This window comes from Filobacillus milosensis (genome assembly GCF_004402015.1).
GTDB lineage: Bacteria > Bacillota > Bacilli > Bacillales > Alkalibacillaceae > Filobacillus > Filobacillus milosensis.
The window spans coordinates 242,478-259,035 of record NZ_SOPW01000001.1 but is presented as its reverse complement, the minus strand read 5'-3'; the positions used below and the strand labels follow the sequence as shown (position 1 = coordinate 259,035).

The 16,558-nt window shown below is 34.4% G+C and carries 19 protein-coding genes; 12 read left to right on the top strand and 7 right to left on the bottom strand.

Annotation, left to right across the window (positions count from 1 at the left end):
- Positions 1–375 precede the first annotated feature (375 nt).
- The 3 genes from E3U55_RS17230 to E3U55_RS01315 are packed head-to-tail and all read right to left on the bottom strand — an operon-like array spanning position 376 to position 1,932.
- Complete coding sequence (locus E3U55_RS17230; protein ID WP_153801883.1) at positions 376–516, bottom strand: hypothetical protein; 141 nt, start codon at positions 514–516, stop codon at positions 376–378.
- A gap of 36 nt (positions 517–552) precedes the next feature.
- Positions 553–1,419: a permease gene (locus E3U55_RS01320; protein WP_134338521.1), complete on the bottom strand. Its 867-nt coding sequence runs from the start codon at positions 1,417–1,419 to the stop codon at positions 553–555.
- A gap of 57 nt (positions 1,420–1,476) precedes the next feature.
- Positions 1,477–1,932: a MarR family winged helix-turn-helix transcriptional regulator gene (locus E3U55_RS01315; RefSeq protein ID WP_134338520.1), complete on the bottom strand. Its 456-nt coding sequence runs from the start codon at positions 1,930–1,932 to the stop codon at positions 1,477–1,479.
- 168 nt (positions 1,933–2,100) lie between these two features.
- On the opposite strand from E3U55_RS01315, the gene E3U55_RS17785 reads away from it, so the two are divergent.
- Positions 2,101–2,226, top strand: a complete 126-nt coding sequence (locus E3U55_RS17785) for a hypothetical protein (protein WP_267195375.1) — start codon at positions 2,101–2,103, stop codon at positions 2,224–2,226.
- 54 nt (positions 2,227–2,280) lie between these two features.
- On the opposite strand, the gene E3U55_RS01310 is transcribed toward E3U55_RS17785, so the two are convergent.
- The 4 genes from E3U55_RS01310 to E3U55_RS01290 form a co-directional block, all read right to left on the bottom strand.
- Positions 2,281–3,882, bottom strand: a complete 1,602-nt coding sequence (locus E3U55_RS01310; RefSeq protein ID WP_134338519.1) for an amidohydrolase — start codon at positions 3,880–3,882, stop codon at positions 2,281–2,283.
- Between the two features lie 120 nt (positions 3,883–4,002).
- Positions 4,003–4,605, bottom strand: a complete 603-nt coding sequence (gene rpsD, locus E3U55_RS01305; RefSeq protein WP_134338518.1) for a 30S ribosomal protein S4 — start codon at positions 4,603–4,605, stop codon at positions 4,003–4,005.
- Positions 4,606–4,834: 229 nt separating this feature from the next.
- Positions 4,835–5,437, bottom strand: a complete 603-nt coding sequence (locus tag E3U55_RS01295; protein ID WP_134338517.1) for a hypothetical protein — start codon at positions 5,435–5,437, stop codon at positions 4,835–4,837.
- Positions 5,438–5,547: 110 nt separating this feature from the next.
- A complete protein-coding gene (locus E3U55_RS01290) occupies positions 5,548–6,027 on the bottom strand; it encodes a GAF domain-containing protein (RefSeq protein ID WP_134338516.1) in 480 nt (159 codons plus the stop codon).
- A gap of 108 nt (positions 6,028–6,135) precedes the next feature.
- On the opposite strand from E3U55_RS01290, the gene refZ reads away from it, so the two are divergent.
- From refZ to E3U55_RS01235, 11 genes are all read left to right on the top strand, one after another.
- The gene (gene refZ, locus E3U55_RS01285; protein WP_134338515.1) at positions 6,136–6,729 is read left to right on the top strand and encodes a forespore capture DNA-binding protein RefZ; all 594 of its coding nucleotides are present in this window, start codon (positions 6,136–6,138) and stop codon (positions 6,727–6,729) included.
- 127 nt (positions 6,730–6,856) lie between these two features.
- Complete coding sequence (locus E3U55_RS01280; RefSeq protein ID WP_134338514.1) at positions 6,857–8,557, top strand: septation ring formation regulator EzrA; 1,701 nt, start codon at positions 6,857–6,859, stop codon at positions 8,555–8,557.
- A 25-nt stretch (positions 8,558–8,582) separates the two neighbouring features.
- Complete coding sequence (locus E3U55_RS01275; protein WP_134338513.1) at positions 8,583–8,909, top strand: hypothetical protein; 327 nt, start codon at positions 8,583–8,585, stop codon at positions 8,907–8,909.
- A gap of 89 nt (positions 8,910–8,998) precedes the next feature.
- Positions 8,999–10,132 carry a cysteine desulfurase family protein gene (locus E3U55_RS01270; protein ID WP_134338512.1) on the top strand — a complete coding sequence of 378 codons (1,134 nt, stop codon included), beginning with the start codon at positions 8,999–9,001 and terminating at the stop codon, positions 10,130–10,132.
- A gap of 5 nt (positions 10,133–10,137) precedes the next feature.
- A complete protein-coding gene (gene thiI, locus E3U55_RS01265) occupies positions 10,138–11,340 on the top strand; it encodes a tRNA uracil 4-sulfurtransferase ThiI (RefSeq protein WP_134338511.1) in 1,203 nt (400 codons plus the stop codon).
- Between the two features lie 78 nt (positions 11,341–11,418).
- A complete protein-coding gene (locus tag E3U55_RS01260; protein WP_134338510.1) occupies positions 11,419–11,616 on the top strand; it encodes an alpha/beta-type small acid-soluble spore protein in 198 nt (65 codons plus the stop codon).
- 184 nt (positions 11,617–11,800) lie between these two features.
- Positions 11,801–13,387: an amidohydrolase gene (locus tag E3U55_RS01255; protein WP_134338509.1), complete on the top strand. Its 1,587-nt coding sequence runs from the start codon at positions 11,801–11,803 to the stop codon at positions 13,385–13,387.
- Positions 13,388–13,481: 94 nt separating this feature from the next.
- Positions 13,482–14,135 (top strand): hypothetical protein, encoded by a 654-nt coding sequence (locus E3U55_RS01250; protein ID WP_134338508.1) that lies wholly within the window; start codon positions 13,482–13,484, stop codon positions 14,133–14,135.
- A complete protein-coding gene (ytfJ, locus tag E3U55_RS01245; RefSeq protein WP_134338507.1) occupies positions 14,132–14,608 on the top strand; it encodes a GerW family sporulation protein in 477 nt (158 codons plus the stop codon). Before E3U55_RS01250 ends, ytfJ begins: the two co-directional genes overlap by 4 nt.
- Positions 14,609–14,709: 101 nt before the next feature.
- Positions 14,710–15,693 (top strand): class I SAM-dependent methyltransferase, encoded by a 984-nt coding sequence (locus E3U55_RS01240; protein ID WP_134338506.1) that lies wholly within the window; start codon positions 14,710–14,712, stop codon positions 15,691–15,693.
- A gap of 55 nt (positions 15,694–15,748) precedes the next feature.
- Positions 15,749–16,558, top strand: coding sequence for an EcsC family protein (locus tag E3U55_RS01235; RefSeq protein ID WP_134338505.1), 810 nt, complete (start codon positions 15,749–15,751; stop codon positions 16,556–16,558).

Here is a 16,558-nt window from a genome sequence, read left to right as displayed (position 1 = left end):
TAGTGATTTAGTTTCGTTTAAATCTATAATAAGTTTAAAGTATATCCAAATTATATTCCAGAAAATTTAATGAAGTATTACTATCTCAAAGAAATAAAAACCAGCTGACACGTTAATCGTATCAACTGGTTATTGAAGCTATAGTTTGATGGTGACAATATAATAGAATCAATCAAACATTAAGAGTAACGGACTGTAATGCACCAATCTTTTCCAAATGAAAAACATAAGTTTTGTTGATGATTAAAGTTTTCGGTAGATTGAATATTATTAAGTTTCCAAGCTTCTCGATTTATTTGGTTTATTTTTCGTTTATGATTTTCTAAATAATAAAGATGATCTAAATTAGGGTACATGTTATCCCCTCCAAAAAAGTTAACAACAAGATTCTTCGGCCCCATCACAACAACTCTCATTTTCATTTGTTTTTTCATTTTGCTCATCAAATGTTTCTATGATTACTGAACAACAATCTTTATTTGAGCTTGTAGAAAAAATGTCGGAAATCTTAAACATTTAATTCACCTCCTTTCAATGATTAATTGAAAAAATTTAGATGAGATAAAATAGTGTGCCAGAAAGAGTAGCCATAGAGAGAACAGATATAACAAAAGCAATGACAAGCCTTTTATGAAAAATTGAATGAAGCAAAGTAACCTCTGGTAGACTAGCACCTGTAGAACTAATCATGATTGCCATGACTGGTCCTAAAGCCATACCTTTGATTAGCATAATATTTGCGATAGGAATCATGGTTGATAAACGAATATACAAAGGTATTCCAATGACAGCTGCTATTGGAATCAACCACCATTCGTTTCCGCCAAACATTTTAGCTATCCATTCAGTTGGAACTGCTCCATGTATAATAGCTCCGATTAAAGCACCAATGATCAAGAAAGGGTAGACCGTTTTCATTAGACTGATGGTCTCTTGCCATGCCGCTTTAACATTGAATTTTCTTTGTGGCTCAGTTTGATTTTTTACAATAATGTTTTTAACAGATGATTCAAACCCTAATGCTTCTAATGTAAATCCGATAATAATAGATAAAATTGATGTAATCATGGTGTATAGAATAACAACTTTCCACCCGAGTAGAACTCCCATAAGCGTTAGTATAGTGGGATCTAAGACGGGTGATGCAAATAAGAAAATCATTACAAAACTGAATTTCATTTTTCTTTGTAACATGGTGGCTACAACAGGAATAGTTGAACATGAACAAAACGGTGTAATAAATGCTAAAAAAACAGCGACGAATGATCCAATCAATTTATTCGATTGAAATAGATATTTTTCAATCCTTTCATAAGGTATAAAACCTTGAAGCAAACTGATGATAAAGGTGATACTGAAAAATAAAATTGTAAGCTCAGCGGCAATTAATAAAAAACTTTTTAGAATTTCTGGTAACATAATTTTCACTCCCTTTAATAGTTGCGATTTGCAACTATTAATTGATAAGTAATCCTCCTATTGGGGAGGACAACAGTAGCTTTCAGAATTAACCATGGCTTTATTTAATAAATCTATGGATTGAGTAACTTTACTTCGTTCCTCATCACTCAGCTGACTAAGAATTTGTTCTAATTGTTGATTCATCACGTCATCAATGTTTCTTTCTAAATCTTTACCTTTTTCAGTAAGAGCTAGTATTTGAACGCGTTGATCATTTGGGTGAGGCGTTTTCTTTACATAGCCTTTATCAATTAGTGCTTTTACTTGTCGACTAAACGTAGTTATATCAATCCCTAAAGCGTTAGCTATATCACGCATTGAAGGGTTATGCTGTCTGGATGTTTCAAAAATAATATGGCTTTGTGCAACACTAATATCTTGGTTACAGCATTGATTACAACATTGTTCATTTAAAAATCCAAAGCGCCGAACAACTAACTGAAATAGTGTTCTTAAGTTTTGATTACTCATTGTTAATCACCTCTTAATTTATTTATACACCAAACAATTGCATTTTGCAACCATTTTATTTGTAAAATGCAATTAATTATTATATAGGTACTTTTTAACTAGTTTTTTTAAATGGAAATAAAGGGTACTTATCCTTTGAAATAACATTTATTAAGGAAGCTAATAATTATGACATCGAATAATCAAAACCAATGTAAAAGTGGCGAAGAAAGAACTGAAGAGATGAATAAGGAATATGGCAGCCAAGGTAAACACGCAAAAGGTAACAAGAAGAATAGTGACGATAACAAATAAGACGAAACATAAGAAAGCCACCGATTAAGTCGGTGGCTTTTATTTTGTTTAACTTTATTTCTTAAATACCTGTTTACCTTTAGACCATGTTTCCATAACTGTTATGTCTTTTAAATCTTTATGTTGAGCTTCTAAAGGGTGTTTGTTTAGTAAGATAAAATCAGCTTGATATCCACTCTCGATTTTTCCTTTAACCTTTTCCTTAAACTCTAATTCAGCAGGTGCACTCGTAAAACCATGGAATGCGTCATCCACTGAAATTCGTTCCTGAGGCATCCAACCGCCATCAGGTTGTTCACCCAAGTCCATCCGAGTTACTGCAGCATATACAGATTCCATAGGATTTAAAGATCCAATTGGTAAGTCAGAACTTAATGTTATTGGGATTTGATCCCTCATTAAACTATTAAACGCGTCACAATATGGTAGTAAGTCTTTCGGTGTCCATTGTTCTTTACTATTCCATTCACTTATTAAAAAGGAAGGCTGTGTTTCGATATAAGGTTTAATCGTTTTTAACCGTTGGATTAAGTCAGGCGCTAACGTTTGAGCATGAATAATACGATGTTTTAGGGCAGAAGTTCTGGCGTTTTCTTGTTCTAAAGCAACGATTGCTTCTTCTACGGCTCGGTCACCGATAGCATGCATCGCAACTTGCATATCATTTTCAGCAGCTATGGATACCAATTCATCGAGCTCAGACTGGCTATATATTAAGGTGCCATCTGAATCCGGTTGATCAGGATAAGGGTTGCGCATAGCAGCAGTGTGTAATCGTTGAGTGCCGTCTAAGAAGATTTTAATAGCGCCAACTTTAACCCGCTGAGTACCGTCACCAGTTCTTAGGTTTGATCTATTAATGTATCGAAGTAAATCTTCTTTATCAAATATATAATGATGTAGCATCACATCGATTGGAAGTTTGCTTTCATCTTCAAGCTCAGTGTATGCCTGCCATAATTTTTCATAGGACCCCATAAAGTTAATATCGTCCGTGTGGACAGACGTAATGCCGTATTTTAATAGATAAGGGAAGGCGTTAAGTAAAGCCTGTTTAGCATCTTTAACGGGCCTGCCCCAAAAGTGGTGTTTAATGTAATGGACGGCAGTGTCTTTAAAGCGACCATTCCATTGTCCGTCTGAATTTTTTTCTTTAAATATGTCTGGTTCTTTTTCAAAGTCTTTCTCTTGTTTAAGTAAATTCATAGCAGAATGAGAAATAACACATTCATGACCATCCTGGTGCATGAAATACATATAATCATTCACGTTAATTTCTCCTAAATCATCTGCTGTTAGCAGGTGGTCAATGTCATCAAATTTAGAGTCATCAAATCCTTTTCCAAATACCCATTGACCTTCTTCCATTTCTTTATAATAATATTCAACAGCTTCTTTCATTTCTGCCCAGCTGGAAACTTGAGTTAAATCAAGTTCTTTTTTGAGTAACCCATATCTTAAAAGGTGCATATGACTATCATTAAAACTTGCGCTCATCACATGTTCTTTTGCATCATATAAATCCTGATCATTTCCTTGATAACGTCCGGGTATTATACTTTTAATTTTTTCGTTCTCTAATTCGATATGAAAGATGTCATTTAAATCATTTTGATTAATTTTCGCCTGATATAACCTTACATTATCAATAATCATTCAATCACCTATCCTTTTGAAAATGTATACCTTTCATAGAATTCCCTGATTAGTGTACATTCCAAACAAAAAAACCTCGAATTGTTTATAAACAATTCGAGGTTTTTGTAAGTTAAAATATTAACGTGAGTAGAACTCAACGATAAGCGCTTCGTTAATTTCTGAAGGTAATTCAGAACGTTCAGGGTAGCGGTTATACGTTGCTTCTTTTTTATTTTCGTCGAAAGTCACATACTCTGGAACAAAGTTGTTAACTTCGATTGCTTCTGCAACGATGTCAAGATTTTGTGATTTTTCGCGAACACCAATTACTTGACCTGGTTTTACACGGTAAGATGGGATGTCTACTTGACCGCCATCTACAGTGATATGACCATGACCTACTAATTGACGTGCTTGACGACGAGTGCGAGCAAGACCTGCGCGGTATACAAGGTTGTCTAGACGAGATTCAAGTAAGATCATGAAGTTCTCACCATGAACACCTTTCATTTTTGCTGCATCGTCAAAGATGCGACGGAATTGGCGTTCAGTTAAACCATACATGAAACGAAGCTTTTGCTTCTCTTGTAACTGAAGTCCATATTCTGATTGTTTTTTACGCTGGTTCGGACCATGTTGACCCGGAGCGTAAGGGCGTTTTTCTAACTCTTTACCTGTACCAGTTAGAGAAATGCCGTAACGACGTGATTTTTTCCATAGAGAGCCTGTGTAACGTGCCACGAGCGTCTCCTCCTTTATATAATAAATTTTGCATAAAATAAAAAGGATGTGTTCCACACCATGCTCATTTTGCATTCATGTACCTTCGCTCCAGCAGCAGAGAGTTACGCGATACACCTCATCAAGAGGTACAAAATGATGACATAGCAAGTTCACCTAAGCTGCCTTTTATTTTACACAAAGGATATTATATGAAAAATAACGAGAAGAGTCAAGTGTTTATAGAAGATTATAAGATATGATTTCTAATATTACGTAGTGAAATTTCATGTTCTCCAATGATCTGATGAACGGAAGCCTGGCTCTGTTTTAGTTCATTAACTTCATCTTTTGTTTCAAGAACTGCCTGCTTAATAACACTTTGTTCTTCTTTAAGATGAGTTAAATCATTATAAATTGGTTGGAGATCTTCTTTTGTTGCGAAGTTTTTAAGCTCATTTCTAAGTTCTTGTAAATCATCTTTAGTAGCGAAGTTTTTAAGTTCACTTCTGAGTTCTAGCATATCGTCTTTGGTAGCAAAGTTTTTAAGTTCACTCCTAAGTTCTAGCATATCGTTTTTAGTAGCGAAATTTTCGAGATCCTCTTTAGTAGCAAAATTTTTAAGATCGTCTTTTGTGGCAAAGTTCTTAAGATCCTCTTTAGTAGCAAACCTCTTAAAATCGTCTTTAGTAGCGAAATTTTTAAGGTCATCTTTAGTTGTAAATTGAGACATTGCTTCTTGTGTAACTCTTAGCTCGTCCCTCATTAATAATTGGTTCGTTTCAAGAGAAGTGACTCTGCTGTTCAAGCTTTGGAGCTCAGATAATATTAAATCCAGTTTTTCTTCAGACATAATATATTCCCCTCTCATTACAATGATATTTATTATACCATGATTTCATTGAATTTTGACATAAAAAAACACCAATTTTCATGATGGAAAATTGGTGCTCACCTAAGTGTTTATAGATGTTTTTTTAGTGTTTCAACAAATGTTTCTAAATACTTTTGATCAGTTTCATCGAATCTATTTTTGATTGGACTATCGATATCTAATACACCAAAAGTTTGGTTGTAGATTATAATAGGAACAACAATTTCTGATTGACTTTGTGCATCGCAGGCAATGTGACCTGGAAACTGGTGGACATCGTCAACTAACATAGTTTTTCTTTCAGCAGTAGCTGTCCCGCAAACACCTTTTCCATCTGTAATCCTTACACATGCAGGCATCCCTTGAAATGGACCGAGTACAAGCTCTCCATTCTTCATCAGATAAAAACCAACCCAGTTGACCTGGTCTAAAAATTGGTTTAGCAGGGCGCTTGCATTGGCTAAATTTGCAGTTTGATCTGTTTCTCCTTCTAATAATGCATCTAGTTGTTTAATTAATAAATCGTAATTTTCTTCTCTTGTACCGTTATACGTCATGGCTTCAAACAATTTTCATACTCTCCTTTAATTTTAACTAAACATTTTTAATAAATATCCGATAATTATTTAAAGGTATTTTAAAAAAACAATCGAATATAAGATGAAAGAGGTGATTTTATGTCAGAACATAGCACAAAGCAGCGAATTATGGAAGCTGCTGCGCAATTATTTTATTACAATGGTTTTAATGGAACATCTATACGTTCAATCACCGATAAAGCTAATACTAATGTTTCAATGATCAATTATCATTTTAAAAATAAACAAGGTCTATTGGAATATATGACTGTTGATTATTTTGAGAACTATATAAAATTATTAGAACAATTAACTGCATCACAAGATTCATTAAGAGAAAAAGAGGAATTCTTTAATGTAATTGAAGAAATTATACATTATAAATATAATCATTTTCAATTCAGTTGTTTTATTCAAAGAGAGTTATCATTAGACAACATGTTTATACGTGAGTTATTTTCTACATATGTCGCAAAAGAAAAATATTTGCTACAAAAGATTACAACATCTATTTCTAGGGAATGGATATTAAATAATATAGAAAAAGAAGTTTTCTACATACAGTTAAAAAGTTTAATTAATGCACCTTTTGTTTATGCAAATGACTGGCAGGACCACTATCACTGGGATCAAAGTGGACAAACGTTCGTTAAGAACTATATGAAAACATTCAAAAAGTGGTTTTCAGTATAAAAAAAGTGTCTAAAGTTGCAATTTTTCCTGTGAAAACACAAAAAATTTAGCAAATTATTGACAAAAATATGCTATTATAGAGTAAAGTTATTTGAGTCAATAGTTGTGTGGAGTTAGGGGGCTTTTGATGGAACTAATATTAGTCATTTCAATAATAGCAGTCGTACTTTTTATAGCATTTGGAGTTATTATGAGGAAAAGAGTATATCAACGTGTCGATGCCCTTGAAGAGCAAAAAGTCCTATTGATGAATCGTCAAGTTGCAGACGAACTAGCTAAGGTTCGAGGTCTTAATTTAACTGGTGAGACCGAGGAATTATTTGAATCTTGGAGAGAAGAATGGGACAACATAAATGACCAGGTATTCTCTCACGTAGAGGAAGACCTTCTAGATGCAGAAGAAGCAGCAGAGCGTTATCGCTTTGGAAAAGCATTTAGAATTTTAAATCATGTTAGTCGAGAGTTGAACCAGGTTGAAAATACAATTGATGAGATTTTCTCAGAAGTAGATCGCCTCTTACATTCTGAAAAAGATAGTCGTAAAGAGATTGAAAAAATTAAGCCAAAAATTACTGAGGTAAGAAAGAATGTGCTTCAAAACGGATATCAATTAGGTAAAGCTGAAGTTGTTTTTGAAGTTGAACTCGATGATATTGAAAATGAATTATCAGAATATGAGAACTTAACGTCTTCCGGTAATTACACGGAAGCTCATAATTTAGTACAAAAAATAAGTGAGCAACTAAATGAACTCGACCGTAAAGTTAAAAGTTTTCCAGAACTGTATCGCTTGTGTAAACAAGTTATCCCTGAAGACTTAGACCATCTGCAAAATGGTTTGCGGGAAATGAGAGATGAAGGTTACCGAATTCATTTATTTGGGTTTGATAAAGAAATACATACGCATCAAGAAACATTAATTGCCTTAGTTGAACAGCTCAACAAAGGTCAAGATGATGGTGTAGAAGAAAAAATAGATCAGATTCGTGCGCGTAAGTTAGAGATTTATGATGAATTAGAAAAAGAAGCTCTTGATAAAAATTTTGTGGTTCAACGATTAGATTCTTTATCGGAAAAAGTTGAAGAAGCAAAAGAACGATTTTCGAAAACAAAAGAAAATATTTTAGCGGTCAAAGAAAATTATCATTTGAATGATGCAAAATATGAAGAACAGTATCGTTTAGAAAAAATGATTGATCGTTTAGAAAAAGAAGCAGAACAAATTAAGTTAATGGTTGAACAAGAAGAGAAGTTATTCACTACAATTCGCGTCGACTTGGAACAGTGGTTTGTAGAGTATGAAGAATGGGAGAAACCACAATCTCAATTTGACGAACACCTGCATAACCTGCGAAAAGATGAATTAGTAGCAAGAGATCAAATTTTTGAATTGAAACAACAAATTATAAATGTTAGACAAAATTTACTGAAAAGCAACTTGCCTGGAATTCCAAATTACATCAATGAATTAGTTGAAGAAGGGCGAATCGCGGTAACAGAGGCCGTGTCTTCTTTAGAAGAACAACCGCTGGACATGGATCGCATTAACCACTCGATTGAAAAGGCAGAAAAAGCTGTCAATAGAGCAGTTGAGCAAACTCAGTTACTCGTGGATCAAGCTCATTTGGCTGAAAAAGTTATACAGTATGCGAATCGCTATCGTACAAGTTATCCAATACTTGCTGCGAAAATATCAGAGGCCGAAATTGCTTTTCACAATTATGAATATGAGTTGGCCTTGGAAAAAGCATCAAAAACATTAGAAGAAGTAGAACCTGGTGCTTTAAAACGTTTAGAAGATGTGATTGAAGAAACAACGGTATCATAGTTCATCGTGTTGGGGGAGATGAAACTTGGAGCGTCTTATTGTAGGTCTTAGTGCGTTATTATTTGTAATTACTTGGACTTTTTTATTCATTTTGGTATTGCAACCAGAAGAAAAAGTTTATATGGCCAAGCAGCATAGTATTTCCAAGGAAATGTTAATCAGCGAAAAAGAGTCTGAACGCTTTTTTGCTATAGCTAAATTGGAAGAAAATAAGTCTTCTGTCGAATTTAAAGATTCCATCAAAAAGCAAGACATTAATGATTTAATTGAATTTAATAATGGCGATGGTGTTTCCATTGATGTGTTATTGGAATTATTTGATTTAAGTGAAGAAGCCGCTCCGCAATCATAGGAGTGGTTTTTTATTTGTTAGATTGAAAAAATGTTTCATTGTATGGTAAGATAACGTGATGCAAATACTCGTTTTGAAGGAGTATCATGATGATTTATTTAGACAATAGCGCAACAACTAAACCTTCACCAGAAGTATTAAAAACTTTTCAGTCTGTTTCTTTAAATTATTTTGCAAACCCGTCTTCCATCCACACAATGGGTGGTGATGTTGAGAAATTATTTAAAAAGGCGAGGAAGCAAATTGCTGAACTTTTAAATGTATCAGATCAAGAAGTGATTTTTACATCTGGCGGAACCGAAAGCAATAATTTAGCGATTAAAGGTATTGCACATGCCCATAAAAATAGAGGGAATCATATAATTACAACTCAAATTGAACACCCTTCAGTACTTCAAGTTTGTGAGCAACTAGAAAATGAAGGGTTTGAAGTAACCTATTTACCTGTTAATCAACAAGGCATTATTTCGGTTGATGATCTTATGAAAGCTCATAAGGAAGAAACGATTCTTGTGACGATGATGCATATCAATAATGAGATTGGAAGTATTCAACCAATTGAAGAAGTAGCTAACTATTTAAGCCAATTTCCTAAAGTTACTTTTCATACAGATCATGTACAAGGTTTTGGGAAGATTCCATTAAAATATAACGCGGACGGCTTAGATTTGGTAACCATTTCTGGCCATAAAATTCACGGGTTAAAAGGAACAGGTTGCTTAATTAAAAAAAGACATATTAATTTAGAGCCCTTATTTCAAGGTGGTTCTCAAGAAATTTCTATTAGGCCGGGCACTGAAAATGTTGCCGGAATAGTTTCTTTAGCTAAAGCTATACGTTTAGCACAAGAGAAGCAAAAGAATTATAGTCATGTAATGTTGTTACGCCAAAGGCTATTTGATGAACTCAAAAACCATAAGCAAATTACCATTAACTCACCACAAAATGGAGCTGCTCACATTTTTAATATTTCTATACCTGGTTTTAAACCGGAAGTTCTTATTCATGCACTTGGCGAAAAAGACATTTATGTTTCAACGACGTCAGCTTGTTCTTCAAAACAAAATGAACCGAGCCATGTCGTCTTGGCGTGCAGTAATGAGCTTAATGCGAACTCATCTTTACGGGTGAGTATGCATATTGAACAAAACGAAGAAGATATCGATGTCTTCATTAAAGAATTAAACAAAATTATTAAGCAATATGATAATGTAATGGGGTAATAACTATGAAATATGATCATATATTGGTGCGCTATGGTGAATTAGCACTAAAAGGTAAAAATAAAAAAACATTTATCCAAATATTAAAGCGCAATGTGGAGAAGAAATTATCTGCCTATACAAATATTAAAGTGCAAGCTAAAAGAGATCACATGTACATTCTTTTGAATGGAGAAGAACATGAACCTATTTTAAAAGAATGTAAAGATATTTTTGGAATTCAATCATTTAGTTTAGCGATGAAGGTTGAAAATGATGAAGAAAAAATAAAAGACGCTGCTTTACAAGCTTTAATGCTTGAGAATGGCAATACCTTTAAAATGACTACAAAACGTCCAAACAAAAACTTTCCAGTGCGTTCTCAAGAAATGAATCAGATTCTTGGGGGACATTTACTTCGAAACACAGATGATTGGTCAGTTAATGTTCATAATCCTGATGTTGAATTAAGAGTTGAGATTCGTCATGATGCCACATACATTACCGCTAAGAAAATACAAGGAAAAGGTGGATTACCGGTCGGCTCAACTGGGAAAACATTACTGTTGTTATCCGGCGGGATTGATAGTCCCGTTGCTGGTTATTTAACAATGAATCGTGGTGTGGAAATCGAAGCCATTCACTTCCATTCACCTCCTTTTACAAGCGATCGAGCTAAACAAAAAGTAGAAGATTTAGCACGTGTTTTAACTAAATATGGTGGAGATGTGAAGTTACACTTAGTACCATTTACAGAAATTCAACAAAAAATCTTCCAAGAAGCACCTGAGAATTATGGTATGACGATTATGCGTCGCTTGATGTTAAGAATTAGTGAAATGGTTGCTAAACAGAATGATATTTTATCTATTACAACAGGTGAAAGTTTAGGGCAAGTAGCCAGTCAAACGATGGAAAGCATGCACACAATCAACGAAGTGACGAATTATCCAATAATTCGACCATTAGTTGCAATGGATAAAATTGATATTATTGATATTTCTAAAGAAATTGAAGCATATGAGATTTCAATCCGACCTTATGAGGATTGCTGTACTATATTCGTACCTAAATCTCCAAAAACTCGACCTAAACGTGAGAAGGTTAACGAGTTTGAAAAACCTATTGATTTCTCTAAAGATATTGAAAAAGCCTTATCAAGTATTGAAACAGTCACGTTTAGTGCAAAACAATCTGATGAAGAAGACGACTTTGACGACTTATTATAAAGCTAAAAACCTTCCATGTTTTGCATAGTATTATAACTTTCTCGTTGCTAACAATAGTTAACGAGGAGGTGATTAGCCGTGGCAAACCAAAACAACTCAAACCAATTAGTAGTTCCTGGTGTTGAAGCTGCTTTAAACCAGATGAAAACTGAAATTGCTCAAGAGTTTGGTGTACAACTTGGCCCTGATTCTACATCCCGTTCTAATGGTTCTGTAGGAGGAGAAATCACTAAACGTCTAGTACAACAAGCACAATCACAAATGCATGGGCAATAAAAAAAAAATTATGTAGTGATAAGGGCAGTGTAAAAGCTGCCCTTTTTTTGGTGCTTTCAAAGTTCTTTTTACCGTGTTAAAGTTTTTAACGAATTTTAAGAGTTTAAAGTTGAATGTGGATATAAAATGATAGTAGTATAAGGTCAACTACAAGAGTTTTAACGTGAATGAGGGGGAATTTGAATTGGGTAAGTTGTGGTACGGTGGAATGGTTTATACAATGACTAAAGAAAATGAAACAGTTGAAGCGATATTTACCGAGAACGGAACAATTCTTGATATAGGAAAATTAGACGAACTAAAGAATAAATATAGCGAACAAATTGACGAGGAGATTACTTTTAAAGGGACTTTATTGCCTGGCTTTATAGATAGTCATTTACATATTATTGGACATGGTGAAAAGTTGTTGCGCTTAGATTTATCTGAAGTTTTTTCTAGAAAAGAAGTTATTCAAAAGGTTAAAAAGGCGGCAAACAACATTAAGGACCATCAATGGTTAATTGGTGAAGGCTTTAATGAAAATAATTGGGATAATCCTGTGTTAATTCACCGTCATGAATTAGATGAAATTTCAGGGGGAAAGCCTGTTGTTTTAACTCGAGTTTGTCGACATGCGCTAGTTGCAAACACAAGGGCCATTGAACTTGCAGGTTTAAATGAACAAACAGAGGATGTACCTGGTGGAGTAATTGAAAGAAACCATGAAGGTGAATTGACAGGTGTTTTTCATGATCAAGCACAAGAACTTATTAAAAACTATATGCCGACTCCTGACCTTAGTTTTTTAAAGAAAGCAGTTGAAACGTCTGTTAAAGATTTACTGTCACAAGGTATAGTTTCTGGTCATAGTGAAGATTTAAGCTACTATGGGAGCTTTGAACAAACTTATGATGCATTTAAGCAAATCATTCCAGGTAGACAAAAATTTCGTGCACATCTATTAGTACACCATTTAGTAGTAGATGATTTGCATAGTGCAGGGCATGACCCCGGAAAACAAGATGATTGGTTAGAGTTTGGCGCTATGAAATTGTTTGTTGATGGGGCGTTAGGAGGACGTACAGCTCTCTTATCAGAACCTTATGAAGATGACCCCACGACTAATGGAGTTTCCATTCATACAGATGAGGGCCTTGAAGCTCTAGTCAAGAAAGCGCGCCAATATAATATGCCAATCGCAGCCCATGCAATTGGTGATCAGGCTGCGGAGGATATCGTGCGATTGATTGAAAAGTATCCGCCGCCTAAAGGAATGAAAGACCGTATAATTCATGCACAAATCATGAGACCAGATTTAATTAAAAGGATAAAAGAACTGCCTTTAATCCTGGATATCCAGCCTTTATTCGTTGCGTCAGATTTCCCATGGGTGATTGATCGTGTAGGGGAAAAGCGAGCGAAAGAGTCTTATCCTTGGAATACTTATCTTAAAGAAGACATCTTATGTGGAGGTGGTTCTGATGCGCCAATTGAAGTCGTTGATCCAATGGTAAGTATTGATGCAGCAGTCAATCGAATTTCCTCGTATGATGGTCAAACACATAACGAAAGTGAAAGCTTGTCTGTATTTGATGCGATCCAACTTTATACAGTTAATCCGGCAAAAATAATTGGAAAAGAGCATATACAGGGACAGATCAAACCAGGTTATTATGCTGACTTTGTTATCTTAAATAAAAATCCTTTTGAGATTAATAAAAATGAGCTAAAAGAAATAAAAGTTAAGCAAACTATTGTGAATGAAGAAATTGTTTTCGAACAGAAATAAATGTAACTCCGTGTGAACTAATCGCACGGAGTTTTTATGTGGATATGAATATTTTTCCAATGTTTATACATCCTATGTCTAAGAGGTGTTGGGATTGGTTTGGTTTATAGGAATTCTTATTGGTGTTGTTGTTGCGCTGTTGCTTTTATTTCTAATCTTGATTTTGTCAAAAGTAACGGTGGAGATATTTTTTACTTATGCTGATCATCGAAAAGATCTTTTTATCAAAATTAAGATGCTGAAGTTTATAAAAATTAAACGTACAATTCCTGTTATGGAAATTAATACAGATACTTTGTCTTTAGCTGTTGTTGAACAAGATCAATTTATGAACAAAGAGAAAGAGAATAACAAATCGTTTAATATCGATGATTTCAAGAAGCAGTGGACTGTGGTTGATGAAGTTATACATACTACTAGAGATGTCATCCCACATTTTAAAAAAGCTATGTATTCTGTAAAACTTAAATATTTCAAATGGGACACTCTAGTAGGTTTAAAGTCTGCTCATCATACAGCCATCATAACTGGTTGTTTATATTCAGTTAAAGGTATTTGCAGTTCAGTATTAACGGAAGTATTGCATAATGAAACAATTCCAACCTATACCATCCAACCTCATTACTCAAGGTTAACTTATCAAACAGAGTTTAAATGTATATTCTCATTTCAAATCGGTAAAATTATGCGTGAATTATACAGTATTGTAAAAAAGTATGGACAAATTAAAAAGGTGGGTACAAAATGAGTGAACATCCAATACATGACATGATGGTTACTGCAATGGAAAATTTAAAAGATATGATTGATGTTAATACCATTATTGGTGAACCAATCGAAACACCTGACAAGTCTACGGTCATTCTTCCAGTTTCTAAAGTTGGATTTGGGTTTGCTGCTGGTGGGAGTGAGTTTAAAGGTGGTGGGCAGGGTAAAGAGAATCAGGATGACCAACAATCTGGAAGCTCTTCTCACCCGTTTGGTGGAGGGACTGGTGGCGGTGTGTCCATCAACCCTATTGGATTTTTAGTTGTGCGAGCTAACGAAGTTAAAATGGTTCATTTAGATGAAGGTACACATATCATTGAAAAGTTAATTGACTTTGCTCCGCAAGCTGTCGAAAAAATGCAAGGTATGTTTCAACAACGTTCCAAGGATTCAAGAGGTAATAACCAAAATAATAACTCGCGTCAATCCAATCAGACCAATACCCCTGAATAAATTGTTTTGTCTGTCAAAGTCCCTTTAAATTTGCTAAAATATATTTAGATTAATATTGCTAATGACGTACTTTTACGCTTTAGAAATCGGAGGGACTTTGGTTGGAAAAACAAATCGAAGAATTATTTACATGGATAGATGAGACAACGGATATCATAGCTAAACAAGAAGAGGTTCCATATTTAGATGCATTAATTGCGGCAAGTGAGTTACTGTTTTACAGAGACTTACCTGAAGACTTAGAAGAGGATTATGAGCAGAAGCTTAATAATCAGTTAAATAAGACTCAATATAATGACTACCCATTAGAAGTAAGAAGGAAATCCTTGCAGTTAGCCATTTTAAAAGGTATGAAAGGAACGACACAACAACATCACTATATTACGCCAGACACAGTAGGGATGTTTATTGGATATTTAGTTCAACGCTTTATTGGGGAGAAAAAAGGATTTTCTCTTTTTGACCCGGCCTGCGGAACAGCTAATTTACTTTTAGCTGTTATAAATCAACAAGAAAAGGATTCTTCGATTAAAGCATATGGAAGTGAAGTAGATCCAACCCTTATTCGTTTAGCTTATAGTAATACCAATTTACAAGAAAAAAAAATTGAATACTTTCATCAAGATAGCTTAAAACCAATATTATTAGATTCGGTTGATGTGGTTGTATCTGATTTGCCAGTAGGTTATTATCCAGATGATCATACAGCATTTGGCTACGAATTAAAGGCTGAAGAAGGATATTCCTATGCTCACCATCTATTTATTGAACAAAGTCTTAAATATACTAATGATGGCGGTTATTTGTTCTTCGTTGTACCAAGCTTTTTATTTGAAAGTGATCAAAAGGATCAACTTCAGTCATTCTTGAAAGAGCACGCACATATTGTGGGTCTCTTGCAGCTGCCTGAAACGATGTTTAAAAATGAAAAAATGCAAAAAAGTATTTTTATCCTTCAGAAAAAGGGGAAAGACACAAAAGACCCTAAGAAGGTATTATTAGCAGAGCTCCCGTCGTTTAAAGATGCAGAAGCAATGGAAAGTGTCTTACAACAAATGAATAGTTGGTTTAACAACGATCGTTAATCACACCAGTCCTCACTTGAGGGCTGGTTTATCAATATCTTTGAGGAGGATATCAATGGGAGAGGAACGTGTTAAACGATCAATCAATAAGTGGGAAGAAGAATTACAACAATATAATACAAATGATTTTGAAAGAATGTATGAAATGTGGGTTCAAAATTCATTTTCTAAAATACCACCGAATTATCAACAGAAATTTTTCAGTATGATGGATCAGTGGTTTTTGTATACTTACGCATTTCTTCAAGGAACTAGCTCTCAGATTACAGCTAAAGAAAGAATCCTACAAACAGCAAGATCTTTTGATGAAGATATTGAGACAATTACAGACCTTCAAAACTTATCCATTGAACAACTAACTTATTTGGCTAATCAGCAGTTATCCAGAAGCCGTATATATTCTTTAACTCAAGGTGGTATAACAGGAACTGGAGGTTGGTTGTTATTAAGCGCTGATTTCCCTTTAATGCTAACGATGAACCTAAGAAGTGTACAATTAATTGGAAGTAGTTTTGGTTACGATATGAATAATCCAATAGAAATGGTCGTTGCTTTGAAAGTGTTACATGGCGGCATTTTACCAAAAAGGTTCCAATATGATGCTTGGCACCAGTTGAAAGAAGAGACTTCATCATTAACCACTATTATGGAAAGTGAAGATTTATTAACTGACGAGACCTGGATCGAGCAACCACTTAATCAAGTATTCAAAACATTAGCGATTGTTATGTTCAGAAAAAAGCTGGTGCAGGGTGTGCCATTAATTAGCGTGGGGATTGGGGCTTTATCAAATTACAAATTATCGAAAGAAGTCACTAATTTTGCTAAGAGGTATTATCAGTACAGACATTTAATTGAAAAATAA